Below are 18,094 nucleotides of genomic sequence, written 5' to 3'. Positions count from 1 at the left end.
TATGGGTAATTTAGCAGGTTTGTTGCCAATTGTTGCTATGTTCGCTGTAATGTGGTTCTTCATCATTCGACCAGCACAAAAGCGTCAAAAAACAACTTCACAAATGCAAAGCAATCTTAAGCGTGGAGACGATATCATAACTGTTGGTGGTTTACACGCCAAGGTAGATGCAGTAGATGATCAAACAATCTTTGTTACTGTTGCAGACGGAACTCGCTTACAATTCGAGCGCGTAGCAGTAGGACGAGTAGTTTCAGAGTCAAAGTTATAATAAAAAGTGAATGAGTCTAAGATAGTCATGTTAGGCACTGGAAGGATTTTGAGTAAATGTGTAACTTGCTTACTCAAAATCCTGAAGCACTAAATAAGTGCTTCAAATGCCTGGACAAACCACATAAATTCGCAGTATTCTAGGTTTAGATACTCAATTTTTTATCTTTACTAAAATACATAAAAAAGAACTTGCTCATTATATGAGTAAGTTCTTTTTCTTTGGGCATGGTAATTATGAGGTGATTATGTGCAGGACATACTCATAATAATAATTCGGACATTTATTTTGTACTGGTTTATTTTACTTATTTTTCGTTTGATGGGAAAACGAGAAGTGGGTGAATTAAGTATTTTTGACTTGGTTGTTTTTCTTTTAATAGCCGAGGTTGCAGGCTTTTCATTGGATGATCCTCAAAGTAGTTTTATCAATGCAATTGTCCCAGTTCTTATGCTATTTTTCATCCAGATGGGCGTTTCCTACTTTTCATTAAAAAGCAAAAAGTTTCGGGATGTCATGGAAGGTGAACCTTCTATACTAATAAGAGATGGAATAATCGTTGAAAAAGAGATGAGAAAACAACGTTATAATTTAGATGACTTGCTTCAACAATTACGTGAACAACAGATTGGTTCTATTCAATCAGTCTCCTATGCTTTTTTGGAGTCATCAGGTAACTTATCTGTCTTTAAAAAAGATGAAGAACAATATGTATTCCCTCTCATTATCGATGGCGAAATACAACATAGACATTTAGAGCATATTGGTAAGAATGAAAAATGGTTGATAAAAGAACTAGAGCAGAAGCAAATTCTGAACTATAAAAAAATATTTTACTGTAGTTATGAGAATGAGAATCTCTATATTCAACTAAAGACATCATTTTAGTTCTTGTACATTAAAACCTATTTTTTGATGATTTTGCAATCTTGAAAATGACACTAATCTCTTTTCGTTTAATCTGTCTAAAAAGTACCAAAGCGACTGTTAAATATACCAAAGTTAGTAGACAATCGATTAGTAATGGTTGACTCCCAATAGAAATAACCAATGGTCTTGAAATAATTGTTATTAAGAATACTGCATAGGGAATTACAAAAAAAGAGAAGCCGATTTGTGCTTCTTTTTTTTCTTTCAAAGAAGCGATATGTAAAAAAGAAGTAATCAATACTCCAAATCCAATCGCGACGATAGCTCCTTTTTCTTGAATAGAAGCTTGAGAAGCAAGGAAAAATAATAGTAATAATTTTCCTACGCCACCATATAAGGAATTGAGAAAGGCCGCCTTAGAATTATTTAATGCCTGCAAAATAGAAAATAGTGGACTTTGAATATAATAAAAGAAAAAAATAGGCGACAGAATTTTCATATAAATAGTAGCATTTTCTACATGAAATAGCGCTTCTGCTAGCTCCCCACCATGTAAATAAAACAGTGTAGCTGCGTAACAACCTGTCAATGTAGAGAATCTTAGAGAAAGATGAATTCTTTCTTTTAATAGCGTGAAATTTTTCCGTGCAAATGCATCACTAACTGCAGGTATTAGGACAATAGAAAGTGCGTACGGTATGAAAGATGGAAACAATAACAAAGGAACTAACACACCTGAAATAACTCCATAAAGAGTAGTAGCTGCTACTGCAGTAATTCCAGTAATAGCTAAAGCTTTGATAAAAATGATTGGTTCCAAAAACCATGTGAACGATCCGAATAGACGACTTCCTGAAGATGGTAAAGCAATTGCGAAGAGAGGTGATAATGGATATGCTTTAGATTTTTTATTATAAGTTTGCTTTGTTTTCCATCTGTCATATTTCCATTTTAAGTAAAGCAGTGCGATAAGTTCAGCGATAAGAGCTAAGATCATAGCATAAGCAGCGGCTTCTTGTGGTGAAGCAGATGTAAGAAAAAATGGAAGTAAAAAGGTAATTAATAGAATACGCACAATTTGTTCCATTAATTGGGCTACTGCGGTTTCTTCTAATCTTGCTATACCTTGGAAAAATCCTTTTAATATTCCTCCAGCTGCAGCAATTGGAACTATTGCGATGGATACATACAAAGTCATTGTGATTGCATCATTTTTTAATAGACTACCCGAGATATAAGGACTCACGAAGATAAATAATGGTGTGAATATTAAAATCGAAATAACAGTAACAATAACAGAGGTTCGCATAACAGAAAAATAATCCGATGTGGCACTTCTAGCGCGTAACTCTGCAATAATTTTAGCCATTGCAATTGGAATACCAAGTTGTACCAAAGAAAGGAAAAAGATGAAAGCTGGATAAGCAGTCATATAAATCCCAACTGTTTCTTCACCTGTTAAACGAACAAACTGCATACGATAAACAAATCCTAAAAACTTAGACAAAAAAATGGAAATCATTAGCACAATGGACCCTTTTAAAAATGTTGACAACTAAACACTTCCTTCTCAAATACAGGAACTTCGTATACAATAACAATATGCATATTGCTTAGTACATTATTCTTTAAAAGAGGTGCGATATTATGGAAAATAATTATGAAGATATTTTTACGCACGTACTACCAGCTATAGAAAGTAAGAGAAATGAGTTTGTCGTTTATCAATACAATACAGTTACAGAAATGGATATTTGGAAATTTTGTGTGACAAAAAAATGGAGAAAGAAAGAAATATCTTCGTTGCCTCTTTATCAAATCATAAATGATATTTTAACTATTTCTCCCGCAGAATTTATGACATTTGAGCAAATTGAAAATCAAAGAACATCTAATTGGTTTTCTGAGATTAATCAAGACGAATTGCAATTGTTATTAAATCCCATTTCTGAAGAACATTAAATGCATCGTTATTTGACAGTGAGCGCAACGTGTTTCATAATAAACTTGTTGCTTTTTTTTGAGGAGGAAATCTACATATGAAAACTAGAGGACGCATAGTTGCGTTTTTATTGTTACTCGTTATTTTTGCAGGTACAATCAGTCCCACTGTTACAGGTGTACTGAACAATATTAAACTCGGTCTAGATCTTCAAGGTGGTTTTGAGGTTCTTTATCAAGTAAAAGAATTAAAGGACGGACAGGAAATAACGGAAGATGTTGTAGCGGATACAGCTGCAGCACTTAGAGACCGTATAGACGTACTAGGTGTAAGTGAACCTAGTATTCAAATTGAAGATGGTAACCGTATTAGAGTTCAACTTGCAGGTGTGGATGATCAGAACTCTGCCAGAGAGTTATTATCGACTCAAGCGAACCTAACATTCCGAGATTCTGATGATAATATAATGCTAGATGGAATGGACTTGAAAGAAGGTGGAGCTAATGCAGCTTTTGATCAACAAGGACAACCTATCGTAACATTAGAATTAAAAGATGCAAATAAATTTGCAGAAATTACTTCAGAGATTGCTGCAAAACCAGCCCCAGATAATGTTTTAGTTATTTGGTTAGACTTTGAAGAAGGTGTGGATTCATACAAAGCTGAAGCATTGAAGCCTGAAAAAGAACAAAAATTTACTTCTGCTCCACGAGTTTCTCAGCGTATCAGCTCAGATAGCGTAGAAATTTCCGGTGCATTTACAGTAGATGAAACGAAACATTTATCAGGAATTTTAAATGCAGGTGCTCTTCCAGTTGAATTGAAAGAAATTTTCTCTACTTCAGTTGGTGCACAATTTGGGGAAGAAGCATTAAACAGTACTATTTTAGCTAGTATAATTGGTGTTGCAGCAATTTTCATCTTTATGATTGCATATTATAGATTACCTGGTGTTATTGCAGTTATTTCATTGGTTGTGTATATTTTCTTGATCTTAGTTATTTTTGATTGGATTAATGGTGTACTAACACTTCCAGGAATCGCCGCAATTGTTCTTGGAGTGGGTATGGCAGTAGATGCCAATATTCTAACCTATGAGCGAATAAGAGAGGAATTACGTGTTGGTAAATCAGTGAAGAAAGCATTTGATGCTGGAGCAAAAGAATCCTTTACTGCTATTTTCGATGCAAATATTACTACTTTATTAGCAGCTGCGGTATTATTCTTCTTCGGTACAAGTTCTGTAAAAGGATTTGCTACACTGTTAATCATTAGTATTTTAGTTATATTCATTACAGCAGTATGGGCTTCACGTATTTTACTTGGACTACTTGTTCATAGTGGCTACTTTGATAACAAGCCAGGTTGGTTTGGTATTCCGAAGAAAAGAATGCATGCTCCAGAAGAAGAGGTAGATACTCTTGACTTAACAACAAAATTCGATCGTTTTGATTTTGTTCATAGTCGTAAAATTTTCTATATTGCTTCTATAACACTGACGATTGCTGGAATTATTATCTTGAGTGTGTTCAAGTTGAATCTAGGTATTGATTTTTCTTCTGGGACACGTGTTCAAATTAATTCCACTCAGCCATTAACACATGCACTTGTTACGGAGAAAATTGAAAGCATTGGATTGCCTTCAGATGACATTGTAATTTCTGGTGAAAACGCAGATAGTGCAGTTGTACGCTACAAAGACGACTTTACACAAGATGAAATTAAGACATTAAAAACAGAAATGAATGAGCAGTTTGGGAAGGAACCATCTGTGAGTACGGTTTCACCAACTGTAGGACAAGAGCTTGTCAAAAATGCATTAAAAGCATTGGCGTTTGCTGCTCTTGGAATAATCATTTATGTCGCTTTCCGATTTGAGTGGAGAATGGGTCTAGCATCGATCGTTTCGCTACTACATGATGCATTCTTAATGGTTACTATATTCAGTATACTTCGGTTAGAAGTAGATATTACATTTATCGCAGCAGTCTTAACGATAGTCGGTTATTCTATAAACGATACGATTGTAACATTTGACCGTATTCGAGAAAACCTACATCGTAGTGCTAAAATTACATCCGAAGATGAGCTTGCAACGATTGTAAATAAATCATTACGACAAACGCTAGGTCGTTCTGTAAATACGGTTCTTACAGTAATTTTAGTTGTTGTAGCACTATTGATATTCGGTGCAGAAGGTATTCGTAACTTCTCTATTGCTTTATTGATCGGGTTAATAGCCGGAACGTATTCTTCCATTTACATTGGAGCACAAATTTGGTTTGACTTGAAAGTGAAAGAAATGCGTAAAAATGGCGGTATTGATGTGAAAAAAGAAGAGAAAAAATGGGGTTCTGATGAGCCAGTCGTATAATGTTTAAGTATAATATGGAGCAGGGTATAACTTTTCTATACTCTGTTCCATATTTTTCTATACTACAAAGTAAAGGAGTGCCACTATGAAATTTCAATGGTCATTACTATTTGGATTGCTTTTTGCTATTATTATTGCCTTATTTGCTATTTACAATGTAGATACGGTTCCGGTCAATTATGTTTTTGGAACTGCGCAATGGCCACTTATCCTCGTTATCTTAGGATCAGCTTTATTAGGAGCTCTCCTAAGTGGGTCAGTTGCAATTTACCGATCATTTATATTATCAAGGAAAGTTAAGCACTTAGAGAAAGACCTTGAAAAGAAAGAGGCTACCATTAATGTTCTACAAAATGAGGTAGTAGCCCACAAAGAAAAACCAGTAGAGTTTTTTGAAGAGCCAGTAACTGTAAAAGATGAAAATTCAACTATTTAAAGAGAAAACCTTCTGACGAAAGTCAGAAGGTTCAGCTTGACGACAAAAGTATTTTTATAAACAGCTATGAGTAATAAAAATCTTTAAGGAGGTTGCTTTATCTAAATAAAAGTTATGTAGTGGAAACCTTTAAGGAGTTGTTTATAAGGCAAGGACCACCACGAAGACTCCTGTGGGACCAGCTTGAGCAGAAGACCCCGAAGGAACGCAGTGACGAGGAGGCTGAAGCCAAGCCCACGGAAAGCGAAGTGGTGGTCCTTGCCGATTTTAGTATACAACTCTATGCACCAAAAATTGAGTTTGTCTACAGTCTGAACCTTCTGACGAAAGTCAGAAGGTTTTTTTAAGATAATATATAAAAATGTACCGTGTACACTCGATTCAAGATACTTTTTAGAATGAGATATACTGCTGATTTTAAAGTTTTGACCTTAAGAGGCCGAGCATTTTTTTTGCACGGTTTTTCTTATTGAGAGGGTATTCGTACATAGATATACTGCTTTTTCACAACGTTTCAACTACAGATAAGGTATAATAGATTACAAGGAAGTGAAGAAAATGATTAAATCTCAAAAAAAATGGCAAGTTTCAAGGCCAAATATAAATGTAGTAGAAATGTTAGAAAAGGAGCTTTCAATTCCGAGAGTTTGTGCAAAGGTATTAGCTTCTAGGGGATTTGAGCGCGTAGAGGACGCAAAAGCATTTTTACATGTAACAGCAGACCAATTACATAATCCGTTTTTATTTCCAGGTATGGAGGCGTTGGTTGATCGTGTGCATCAAGCAGTAGATGCAGAAGAACGTATTATGGTTTATGGAGATTATGATGCGGATGGCATTACGAGCACAACTATCATGGTGAAGACGTTAGAGTCACTTGGTGCTGATGTCATCTATAAGATTCCAAATAGATTTATAGATGGCTATGGTCCGAGTGAGCGCTTGTTTCAAGAAGCTTTTGATGAAGGGGTTAAATTAATAATAACTGTTGATAACGGTATTTCTGGTTTAAAGCCTATTGAGTTTGCGAAAGGGTTAGGGATGGACGTTATTGTAACAGATCATCATGAGCCTGGTGAAAATCTCCCAATGGCGGATATTATTATTCATCCGAATTTAAGGGATTCTACCTATCCTTTTCCGCACCTAGCAGGAGTAGGTGTTGCATTTAAAGTAGCTCATGCATTATTAGAGGAAATTCCAAAGGAGTTCTTTTATCTAGTTGCAATCGGTACAATCGCGGATCTTGTTTCTTTAACAGGGGAGAATCGTTATTTAGTTCAACAAGGTTTAAAACAAATGCGGCAGACAGATTCTGTAGCGATAGAAGCATTAGCAAACATAAGTGGAGTAGAGCTAAGTTCTATTGATGAAGAGACAGTTGGATTTATGTTTGGTCCACGCATTAATGCGGTAGGAAGACTAGGAGAAGCTGCGCCTGGTGTAGATTTGTTCTTAACGGAAAACCCTAACCACGCACTGGCATTGGCTAATATGCTAAATGAAAAAAATAAAGAACGTCAAGCAATCGTTAAGCAAATTACAGATGAAGCAATGGAACAACTAGAGCAATTTTCTCCATCGGAAGGACCAAGTGTCATAATAGTAGGGAAGGTCGGTTGGAATCCAGGAGTGCTAGGTATTGTTGCATCTAAGCTGGTAGAAAAATACTATAGACCAGCTATTGTTTTAGGATTTGATGAAGAAAAAAATATCGCAAAAGGTTCCGCTCGTAGTATTGAAGGATTCCATATGTATAAAGAGCTTGCCAAGAATCAGGATATTGTCCCTCATTTTGGTGGACATCCTATGGCTGCTGGTATGACATTACCTTTAGAAAATGTGGATGAGTTGCGGGCGAGACTAAATGATCAAGCCCAAACAAGTTTAACGGAGGATCAGTTAATACCGATTGTATCTATAGACGTTCCATTAGAGATGGATGAAATATCTACAGAATCCATTGAATCCCTAAAAAAACTAGCTCCGTTTGGTATGGACTTTGCAAAACCTGTTTACTGCATAGAAAACGTAGAGGTTTCATCCATTCGAAAAATTGGCTCTGCGCAAAATCACTTGAAAATGGAAATAAAACAGGATGCTGTCTTATTAGATGCAATTGGATTTGGAAAAGGACAACTAGCAGATGAAATTGCACCAACGACCAAATTATCATTTATTGGAGATTTACAAATCAATGAATGGAATGGACGAAAAAAAGCCCAATTGATGATACAGGATGTAAAAACTGATGAATGGCAGCTTTTTGATATTAGAGGAATCCGCCAAGTGAATCGCTGGAAATCACTAATTCCTGTAGAGGATACAGTATATATTGCTTTTAATGAAGAAACGATTAAGCATTTTAGTTCTACCATTGACAGCAAGCTCTATTTGGTAAATGAATTACTAGAACAGCCTATTCAAGCTCAATTTGCCGTACTATTGGATTTACCAGAAGATGAGCAAACTTTGGTTAAACTAATGCAATATCATTCTTTTAAACGAATATACGCACACTTTTATACAAATGAATCTTCTTATTTCGAGGGATTACCTACAAGAGAACAGTTTAAATGGTATTTCTCCCTACTAACAAAAAGAAAATCATTTGCATTGAAACAGCATGTACACGAATTATCCAAACATACAGGTTGGAGCCAAAATACATTTAATTTTATGTCGAAGGTGTTTTTTGAACTAAATTTTGTTAGAATAGACAATGGGATGTTAGTGCTTAATGAAAATCTAGCTAAAAAAGATTTATCCGAGGCACCATCATATAAGAATAGAGAGAAACAGATGGAACTTGAACAAAAGTTATTATATGCCCCGTATATAGAGCTGAAACAATGGTTTGAAGAGCGTAGAGCAGTACAAACCGTTCCTGAGGAGGAGCAAATATGGATTTAAAGCAGTATGTAACAACAGTAGAAGATTGGCCAAAACCAGGTATTAGTTTTAAAGATATTACAACAATTATGGATAACGGAGAAGCATATAAATATGCAACTGACCAAATTGTAGAATATGCAAAAAAAGTGGATGCTGAACTAATTGTAGGGCCAGAAGCACGTGGATTTATCACTGGATGTCCAGTTGCATATGCACTAGGTATTGGTTTTGCTCCAGTTCGTAAAGAAGGTAAACTACCTCGTGAAGTAGTTCGTGCTGAATACGGCTTAGAATATGGAAAAGATGTTTTAACAATGCACAAAGATGCTGTTAAACCAGGTCAACGTGTATTAATCGTCGATGATCTATTAGCGACAGGTGGTACTATTGATGCTACAATTCGATTAGTAGAAGAAATGGGCGGAGTAGTTGTAGGTTGTGCATTTTTAATAGAACTTACTTATCTAGAAGGACGTAACAAACTAGATAACTATGATATTTGTACATTGATGCAATATTGATCATTCTGTGGACGACTGTTCTCAGATAAGAAAGCTTATTTAGGGTGGACTTTACAAGTCCCTCTTTTTTTTTATACAATATAGCTTATATACTATTTTAGAAATATAAAACGAAATCAGGTGGGTTAGCATGGCTAAAGATCAAGTGAAGACGGCAGAAGATGTGTTTGAAACACTCTTTACTTATATGAATGAAGAACATGTGAACTTTGTGAAAAAAGCGTATGAGCTAGCAGAGCACGCGCATAGAGAACAATTCCGTAATTCGGGTGAACCATATATTCTACATCCTATTCAAGTAGCTGGTATTCTTGCTGACCTTCAAATGGATCCAGAAACCGTTGCTGCCGGTTTTTTACATGATGTCGTAGAAGATACAGAATATACCCGTGAAGATATAGTAGAGCAATTTAACGAAGAAGTGGCTTTATTAGTAGAGGGAGTTACTAAACTAGGTAAGATTAAGTACATGTCAAAAGAAGAACAACAAGCAGAAAATCATCGGAAAATGTTCATAGCAATGGCGCAGGACATACGAATTATACTCATTAAACTTGCAGATCGCCTACATAATATGCGCACATTGAAACATCTACCAGAAGAAAAGCAACGTAGAATCTCCAATGAAACCTTAGAAATATTCGCACCACTTGCTCATCGACTTGGTATTTCTGCAGTGAAATGGGAGCTAGAAGATACTGCATTACGATACCTAAATCCTCAACAATATTATCGAATTGTTAATTTTATGAAGAAGAAACGTACAGAACGGGAATCTTATTTAAATAATGTTATGGAAGATATTAGTAAGCAGTTAGTTGAAATGGAAGTTGATGCCGATATATCAGGTCGTCCAAAGCATATTTATAGTATTTATCGTAAAATGGTCGTACAGAATAAACAATTCAACGAAATTTATGATTTACTTGCGATGCGAATTATCGTAGATAGCATTAAAGATTGTTATGCCGTTCTAGGAGTTATTCATACGCTTTGGAAACCAATGCCTGGACGTTTCAAAGATTATATAGCTATGCCTAAACAAAATTTATATCAATCATTGCATACTACTGTTATAGGTCCAAATGGAGAGCCTTTAGAGGTTCAAATCCGTACTGAAGAAATGCATAATATTGCAGAATTCGGTGTAGCTGCGCACTGGGCTTATAAAGAAGGTAAAAAAGTAGAAGCCGATAAAAAAACGGTGGACTCTCAGTTGAACTGGTTTAGAGAAATCTTAGAATATCAGCATGAATCTTCGAATGCGGAAGAGTTCATGGAGTCGTTAAAGTTTGATTTGTTTTCCGATATGGTATATGTTTTCACACCTAAAGGGGATGTTGTAGAACTTCCTGCTAGCTCAGTTCCAATAGACTTTGCTTACCGAGTACATTCTGAAGTAGGTAACAAAACAATTGGTGCAAAAGTCAACGGAAAAATGGTTCCACTTGACACAAAACTAAAAACCGGTGATATTATCGAAGTATTGACTTCCAAACAATCATTTGGCCCTAGTAGAGACTGGATTAAAATAGCTCAATCATCCCAAGCAAAAAATAAGATCAAGCAATTCTTTAAAAAACAGTTGCGTGATGAGAACGTTATCAAAGGAAAAGAACAAGTAGAGAAAGAAATTAGATCACAAGAGTTTGATCTAAAAGAAGTACTTACTCCAGAAAATATAAAACGAGTATGTGATAAATATGCTTTTGCCGGTGAAGAAGACTTATATGCAGCTGTAGGCTTTAATGGCATTACCGCACAGCAAGTGGTTAATCGACTAGCTGAAAAAATGCGGAAAATTCGTGATCAGGAAGAAGCGCTAGAGAAAATAACAACCGAAATGCAAACTCCTACGGTTAACAAAACAACAGAATCAGGAGTTATCGTTAAGGGAATTGAGAATATGCTCATCCGTTTATCGCGTTGCTGTAGCCCGGTTCCAGGTGATGATATAGTTGGATTTATAACAAAAGGACGAGGAGTTTCAGTCCATCGCGCTGATTGTCGGAATGTACACAACGATGATACGAATTCACGGATTATAGAAGTAGAATGGGTAAAACATGATTCTCCAACGAAAAAAGAGTATCAGGTTGACATTGAGGTTTCAGCATATGATCGATCAGGCTTATTGAATGAAGTTTTACAAGTGGTAAATGAATCTAAAACCAATATCGCTGCAGTGAGCGGGAAATCAGAAAATGATATTGCTATCATTCATTTAACTATTCTAATTTCAAATACAGCACACTTAAACAGGATAGCAGATCGAATAAAGCAATTGCCTGATATATATTCTGTTCAACGGATTATCAATTAATAAGTTTTTCTACGTTTTCAGTTAAAAGGAGTTTATTTTATATGAAGGTTTTGTTGCAACGATGCAAAAATGCTAGTGTGACCGTGGATGGACAAGTCACCGGAAAGATTGACAAAGGCTATTTATTATTAGTCGGTATTACTACAACGGATACCGACAATGAACTAAATTACCTAGTAGAGAAAGTTGCAGGGTTACGCTTATTTGAGGACGCTGAAGGCAAAATGAATCACTCTATCGAAGAAGTTGGTGGGAGTATTTTATCGGTTTCTCAGTTTACTCTGTATGCCGATACGAGAAGAGGTAGAAGACCAAGCTTTACCGATGCAGCCAGACCAGAAATTGCAAAGCCCTTATGGGAACTTTTCAATGAAAAACTACAAGCAAAAGGCCTGCTAGTAGAAACCGGTGTATTTGGTGCTATGATGGACGTTACTTTTACGAACGATGGTCCAGTAACGATTATGTTAGAAGCTTAAAAAAGTTGTATAAATTACTCAAATTTGGAGTGATTTGTACAACTTTTTTTTATTTGGAATAATCTTGTAAGTATCTGCTATATATGGACGTTTTCCATAGACTTTGAATAAAACAATTTGGAAAATCTATCCGTTTCGCAAGTAAAAGGCATCCGACCGCAAGTAAATATAAAGTTAGAGCAATTAAACGTTTCATGACCGCAAGAAAGCTAGAGATGGAAGCAAGTAAACAATAGGCGAGAGCAAGTAAAGATAAAATACAATCCAATGTTAGTAGAAGAAAGTAGATTTTCTTTTACACTAGTGGAAATAAAGAGAAATAGTGAGTATTGGCACTATAAAGAAGTGAATAACAAACGAAACTACATCTGCGCGGGCTAACTCTAGGAATAGCAAGTAGCTTTTCTCTAGTTATCCAAAAATGAACTGACCTGTAGGGAGACGGACAGACAAATTCCATAAGATTACCGAAAAAAGAGCAGTTGGTCGTGATTTTAGTCACGACTAACTGCTCTAAAAAACATTTGGTGATCATATAGCGCCAAGTCTGTCCAGAGCAATTCGAAAACATTAATCGTTTTAAACTATAAAGACGGGGCGTTTTAATCCAGTTTTTCATATTATGTTAGAAGATTAGGAACATGGATTTTTAGTTAATTTAATCTAATTGAGCATCAAAGTAATTAATAATACCATTATAAATACCATGTGTAGCTTGTTCTCGGTAGTTTTGAGTAGTCACATTCCTTTCTTCGGAAGGATTACTTAAATAACCTAATTCTATTAAAATAGCTTTCTGTTTATTTTCTCGGAGTACCAAATAATCCCCTGGTTGAGTTCCTCTATCCTTTAGGGAAATCATATTTCCAAGCCCATTATGGACATACTTAGCCAATTCTTTTTGGTAACCATGCATGTAATAGGTCGTGAAACCTCTAACTGAGCTATTATCAATTGCATCATAATGTAGGCTAATGAACGCATCAGCATCAACCTGGTGACCAATGGATACTCGTTTGCGAAGGTCTACATACTCGTCTGATTCTCTTGTCATAATTACATTGGCACCAGCGGCTTGCAATTTGGATGAAAGTAATTCTGAAGTAATTAATGTGATATCTTTTTCATCTGTTCCAAGAGCACCAGTTGTCCCACGGTCATTCCCACCATGCCCAGCATCGATGACAATAGTTAGTCCTTTTAAAGTGCCTTTTTTACGAGCGACATCCTTCTTATCCTGTTTTTCCACCTTAGTTTTATCTCCTGATTGCTCAGTATCATTTGAAGTGGTGGACGAAGCAGAAACTACCCAGCTAGCAACATATGCAGCTTGTCCATCATCTAATATGATTTTATACCAATCTTCTACTTTTTCAGCTATTGGAAATGTAGAGCCAGCATCAGCTCTTGAAACTACATCGCTACTCGTTGTGCTATTAGAACGAAGGTTTGTTCCATTATAGAGAATGGTGATGGATTCATTTGATTGGGCAGATGTTATGGATGAAGAACTAGTAGTAAATGTTCCATAGAAGCTATACAACCATCCCTTTTCTCCGTTTTCTAGTTCTACTTGCACCCAATTATGGTCGGAGTCAATAATTGAAAATTGATCACCCTTATTTACTAGTCCAATTTTTTTAGAAGTTAAATCAGCTTTTGAACGAACATTTAGTGCATCGACGGATACTTCAAATATATTTTCAGTAGTATTTGTATTTTTACTTACTGTTTGCTCAGTTAAAGTGATATACGATTCATTGATCCATCCTTTTCGACCTTGGAAGTCTATTTCAATCCAATCTCCCTGTGATTTGTAAGCATCTGCAGAATCACCCTCTTGTAATTGGCCAATAACTGCTGAAGAAGTTGTAGGTTCGGTTCGCACGTTTAATTGATTTACTTTTGAAACAATCTGTTTGTTTGTTAACTCAAGAGATTCTGTTGTTGTGTACCAACTAGCTACCCAACCAGTAGAATTCCCAAAATTAACTTGTAGCCAATCTTTTTCTTTGCTAATTACGTCTAGTTTGTCATTTTTTATAACAGCACCGATAATGTTGTATGTAAGACCGGGACCTGATCGGACTTTTAATGAATCAACATTTACAGTAACTTCATTCCCCTGTGCATCTACCTGTAAGTATGGTATTAGTAAACATACAGACAAAAAAATAATGGTTATTTTATGTATAATTTTAGCGTTCATTGAATCACTCCTATCTCTATTGTAAATAGTCTGATAAAAAAATTCTACCTTTTATTCAAAAGGGTTGACTTATTTGTCTTGCGTCATTAAGATAAAGTATAATCAAAAACTAAAACAAACCGATGACCGAAAAAGTAGCTGTTTAAAACGGATGACAAGAGAAGGAAAGACGTGGCTGAAATCTTTCCTACATACGCACTCAGTGAACAACATTCGAGAGGATTTTTGTCGAAAGGGATTTTTCTCTAGTAGGCAGAAACGGAACTGGTCGTTATCCAGAATTGAGAGGGTCAATATTTTTGACCAACTAGGGTGGAACCGCGGAAGCTTATATAAGCTCTCGTCCCTTGCTATTTATAGCAGGGGATGAGGGCTTTTTTATATGCAATGGAAAGGGGCAATTGCCATGGATATTAAAGTACCTAGAGGAACACAAGACATTTTGCCAACGGAAACTGGTAAATGGCAAGCTGTAGAAGAACTAATAAGAGAACAATGTCGTATGTATCAATACAAAGAGATTAGAACTCCTGTTTTTGAGCATACTGAATTATTTACTAGAAGCGTTGGAGACACTACAGATATAGTTCAAAAAGAAATGTATACATTCCAAGACAGAGGGAATCGTTCCCTCACGTTGCGACCAGAAGGCACTGCATCGGCGGTAAGAGCATTTGTAGAGCATAAAATGTTTGGTTACCCTGATCAACCTGTGAAGCTTTACTATATGGGACCAATGTTCCGATATGAACGTCAACAGGCAGGTCGATACCGTCAATTCGTTCAATTTGGTATTGAAGCAATAGGTAGTGCTGACCCAGCAATCGATGCGGAAGTTATCTCATTAGCAATGTCAGTCTATCAAAATGCAGGACTGAAAAAGCTTAAGCTTGTTATAAATTCGCTTGGAGATAAGGAAAGTCGAGTTTCTCATAAAACAGCTTTAGTTAGTCACTTTGAACCGCATATTGAAGAGTTTTGCTCGGATTGTCAAAATAGATTACAAAAAAATCCACTTCGTATTTTAGATTGCAAGGTAGATCGTAACCATCCGTTAATGGAAACAGCACCTTCCTTAGCAGATTTTTTAAATGAAGAATCAGCTGCTTACTTCGAAAAAGTAAAAGAATATTTAACAATATTAAATATTCCATTTGAGGTAGATCCTAATTTAGTCCGTGGATTAGATTATTATAACCACACTGCTTTTGAAATTATGAGTGCTGCAGAAGGCTTTGGAGCAATCACAACGCTAGCAGGTGGAGGGAGATACAACGGACTGGTAGAAGAGCTTGGTGGGCCAGATGCTCCTGGAATTGGATTTGCAATGAGTATTGAAAGACTATTGTTAGCTATTGAAGCAGAAAACAATGTCTGGTCTGATAAGTCGACATTAGATGTCTATGTAATTGGACTTGGTGAAGCAGCTAAGAAAAAAGCAGTTGAACTTACTTATCAACTTAGACAGGAAAAAATTACAGCAGAGATGGATTATTTAGACCGTAAAATGAAAACTCAAATGAAATCAGCCGATCGCCTAAAAGCAAAATTTGTATTAGTAATTGGCGATGACGAATTAGAAAAAGAAAGTGCTATGTTAAAGGAGTTAGCAACAGGTACTCAAAACTTAGTTCCATTTAGTTCATTAATAGATCAAATAAAGACGAGTTCAACACAGTTGGAGGCAGAGGAAAATGAGTAGAACACACACAAGTGGACAATTAAATGAACAGCAAATCGGTGAATCAATCCAATTAATCGGCTGGGTACAAAAACGTAGAGATTTAGGAGGATTAATATTTGTTGATGTACGTGACCGCACAGGGCTAGTACAAGTAGTTTTCAACCCTGAAATTTCGGAATCAGCTATTCAAATAGCAGATAAATTACGAAATGAATACATCATAGAGGTAAAAGGTACAGTAGTTGCACGTGCAGCGAACCAAGTGAACAAAAATATATCATCTGGCGCGATTGAAGTACATGCTAGTGAAGCTCGTATTATTAACGAAGCTAAAAACCCGCCTTTTGCGATTGAAAACCAAACGGATGTAGGGGAAGATATTCGTTTAAAATATCGCTACCTAGATTTAAGAAGACCGGTAATGTATGATACATTCAAAATGCGTTCAGATATTACTAAAACAGTAAGACGTTTCTTAGATGATGAAGGATTTTTAGAAGTAGAAACTCCGATATTAACTAAATCTACACCTGAAGGAGCACGCGACTATTTAGTGCCAAGTCGTGTCCATGACGGAGAATTCTATGCACTTCCTCAATCTCCACAGTTGTTCAAGCAGCTTTTAATGGTTGGTGGATTTGAAAAATATTATCAAATAGCTCGATGCTTCCGTGATGAAGATTTACGTGCAGACCGTCAACCAGAATTTACTCAAATTGATATGGAAATGAGTTTCCTATCGATGGATGAAATTTTGGAAATGAATGAACGTATGATGAAAAAGGTTATGAAGGACGTTAAAGGCGTAGATGTCAACATTCCTTTCAACCGTATGAATTACGATGAGGCTATGAACCGCTTTGGGTCAGATAAGCCGGATGTTCGTTTCGGATTAGAACTTGTTGATCTTTCGGAAATAGTGAAAGACAGTTCATTTAAAGTTTTTGCTTCGGCTGTAGAATCTGGAGGACAAGTAAAAGCAATTAATGTTAAAGGAGCAGCAGCTAATTATTCTCGTAAGGATATTGATGCGCTTGGGGAATTCGCTGGAGTTTATGGTGCTAAAGGACTTGCATGGTTGAAAGTAGATGAAGAAGGCTTAAAAGGACCGATAGCTAAGTTCTTCGAAGGCGAAGCAGCTACAAGCCTTATACAAACATTAGATGCATCAGATGGTGATTTATTATTATTTGTTGCTGACAAATCTTCTGTAGTGGCAGATACTTTAGGTGCATTACGCTTAAAACTTGGTAAAGAACTTGAGTTAATCGATGAATCACGCTTTGAATTCTTATGGGTAGTTAACTGGCCATTATTCGAATACGATGAAAAAGAAGGGCGTTATTACGCTGCTCATCATCCTTTCACAAGACCTTTTGATGAAGACCTTGCGTTAATGGATTCTGATCCAAGTAAAGTACGTGCGCAAGCATATGATTTAGTATTGAATGGTTATGAATTGGGTGGAGGATCTCTACGTATTTATTCTAGAGAAGTTCAAGAAAAAATGTTCGCGATACTTGGCTTTACTGATGAAGAAGCCAAAGCACAATTTGGTTTCCTTATGGAAGCATTTGAATATGGAACGCCTCCACATGGTGGTGTTGCATTCGGATTAGATAGATTAGTAATGCTTCTTTCTGGTAGTACGAATCTTCGTGATACGATTGCATTCCCAAAAACTGCAAGTGCTAGTGATTTATTAACTTCTGCACCTAGCCCAGTAGCAGAAGCTCAGTTAGATGAGTTGAGTTTGAGCTTGAAATTGAAAACGAAAACGAAGTAAATTTAGGAGGATTTGTCATGACAGTTGTCGTGATGAATCCTTTTTAAAGTAAGTATATAAAATGTCCCGTAAAACTTGGTTCGCGGTAATTGAAAGAATGAATAATACTAATGATTTTCGTTTCAGGTGGAGAACAAAGGCTAAATGCGCCACGTCGTGTGGCAACGCCTTCGTGACCAACGTCCTGTTGGCCTCCGCGGGCTTGGCTTCAGCCACCTTCCATTTCAATTAATATACAGTGTTGTTCTACACTCTGAGATAGGGTAAAGCATATCCCTAAGATAATAAGAGTAATCAAAGTTAA

Annotated in this window: 13 protein-coding genes and 1 other annotated feature; of the genes, 11 read left to right on the top strand and 2 right to left on the bottom strand. The window is 36.2% G+C overall.

What is annotated here, in order from left to right:
* Position 1 precedes the first annotated feature (1 nt).
* Together yajC and ACQCPR_RS11570 are read left to right on the top strand one after the other, a co-directional pair.
* A complete protein-coding gene (gene yajC / locus ACQCPR_RS11575) occupies positions 2-271 on the top strand; it encodes a preprotein translocase subunit YajC (protein ID WP_090563977.1) in 270 nt (89 codons plus the stop codon).
* Between the two features lie 249 nt (positions 272-520).
* Positions 521-1,159, top strand: coding sequence for a DUF421 domain-containing protein (locus ACQCPR_RS11570; RefSeq protein WP_090563975.1), 639 nt, complete (start codon positions 521-523; stop codon positions 1,157-1,159).
* A gap of 10 nt (positions 1,160-1,169) precedes the next feature.
* On the opposite strand, the gene ACQCPR_RS11565 is transcribed toward ACQCPR_RS11570, so the two are convergent.
* Positions 1,170-2,696, bottom strand: coding sequence for a putative polysaccharide biosynthesis protein (locus tag ACQCPR_RS11565; RefSeq protein ID WP_090563972.1), 1,527 nt, complete (start codon positions 2,694-2,696; stop codon positions 1,170-1,172).
* Positions 2,697-2,788: 92 nt separating this feature from the next.
* On the opposite strand from ACQCPR_RS11565, the gene ACQCPR_RS11560 reads away from it, so the two are divergent.
* From ACQCPR_RS11560 to dtd, 7 genes are all read left to right on the top strand, one after another.
* Positions 2,789-3,103 (top strand): post-transcriptional regulator, encoded by a 315-nt coding sequence (locus tag ACQCPR_RS11560; protein ID WP_090563970.1) that lies wholly within the window; start codon positions 2,789-2,791, stop codon positions 3,101-3,103.
* A 77-nt stretch (positions 3,104-3,180) separates the two neighbouring features.
* Positions 3,181-5,457, top strand: coding sequence for a protein translocase subunit SecDF (secDF, locus tag ACQCPR_RS11555; RefSeq protein WP_427137088.1), 2,277 nt, complete (start codon positions 3,181-3,183; stop codon positions 5,455-5,457).
* Positions 5,458-5,542: 85 nt separating this feature from the next.
* Positions 5,543-5,893 (top strand): LapA family protein, encoded by a 351-nt coding sequence (locus ACQCPR_RS11550; RefSeq protein ID WP_427137087.1) that lies wholly within the window; start codon positions 5,543-5,545, stop codon positions 5,891-5,893.
* A 558-nt stretch (positions 5,894-6,451) separates the two neighbouring features.
* Positions 6,452-8,806: a single-stranded-DNA-specific exonuclease RecJ gene (gene recJ / locus ACQCPR_RS11545; protein ID WP_090563957.1), complete on the top strand. Its 2,355-nt coding sequence runs from the start codon at positions 6,452-6,454 to the stop codon at positions 8,804-8,806.
* On the top strand, positions 8,797-9,309 hold the full coding sequence (locus ACQCPR_RS11540) for an adenine phosphoribosyltransferase (protein WP_090563954.1): 513 nt from the start codon (positions 8,797-8,799) through the stop codon (positions 9,307-9,309). The genes recJ and ACQCPR_RS11540 overlap by 10 nt, the downstream gene beginning before the upstream one ends.
* A gap of 130 nt (positions 9,310-9,439) precedes the next feature.
* Complete coding sequence (locus ACQCPR_RS11535; protein ID WP_427137086.1) at positions 9,440-11,632, top strand: RelA/SpoT family protein; 2,193 nt, start codon at positions 9,440-9,442, stop codon at positions 11,630-11,632.
* 41 nt (positions 11,633-11,673) lie between these two features.
* Positions 11,674-12,111 (top strand): D-aminoacyl-tRNA deacylase, encoded by a 438-nt coding sequence (dtd, locus tag ACQCPR_RS11530; protein WP_427137085.1) that lies wholly within the window; start codon positions 11,674-11,676, stop codon positions 12,109-12,111.
* Positions 12,112-12,769: 658 nt separating this feature from the next.
* Here the strand turns inward: dtd and ACQCPR_RS11525 are convergent.
* On the bottom strand, positions 12,770-14,320 hold the full coding sequence (locus ACQCPR_RS11525) for an SH3 domain-containing protein (RefSeq protein ID WP_427137084.1): 1,551 nt from the start codon (positions 14,318-14,320) through the stop codon (positions 12,770-12,772).
* A gap of 113 nt (positions 14,321-14,433) precedes the next feature.
* Positions 14,434-14,671: a binding site (T-box leader), on the top strand.
* Between the two features lie 55 nt (positions 14,672-14,726).
* Here ACQCPR_RS11525 and hisS point away from each other — a divergent pair.
* Together hisS and aspS are read left to right on the top strand one after the other, a co-directional pair.
* Entirely contained in the window at positions 14,727-16,022 is a 1,296-nt protein-coding gene (hisS, locus tag ACQCPR_RS11520; protein WP_427138942.1) for a histidine--tRNA ligase, read from the top strand.
* Complete coding sequence (gene aspS / locus ACQCPR_RS11515) at positions 16,015-17,790, top strand: aspartate--tRNA ligase (protein ID WP_241596600.1); 1,776 nt, start codon at positions 16,015-16,017, stop codon at positions 17,788-17,790. Before hisS ends, aspS begins: the two co-directional genes overlap by 8 nt.
* The last annotated feature ends 304 nt before the right edge of the window (positions 17,791-18,094 follow it).

The organism is Psychrobacillus psychrodurans (assembly GCF_050209195.1).
GTDB classification, from domain to species: domain Bacteria; phylum Bacillota; class Bacilli; order Bacillales_A; family Planococcaceae; genus Psychrobacillus; species Psychrobacillus psychrodurans.
This window is presented reverse-complemented; position numbering and strand designations above follow the sequence as displayed.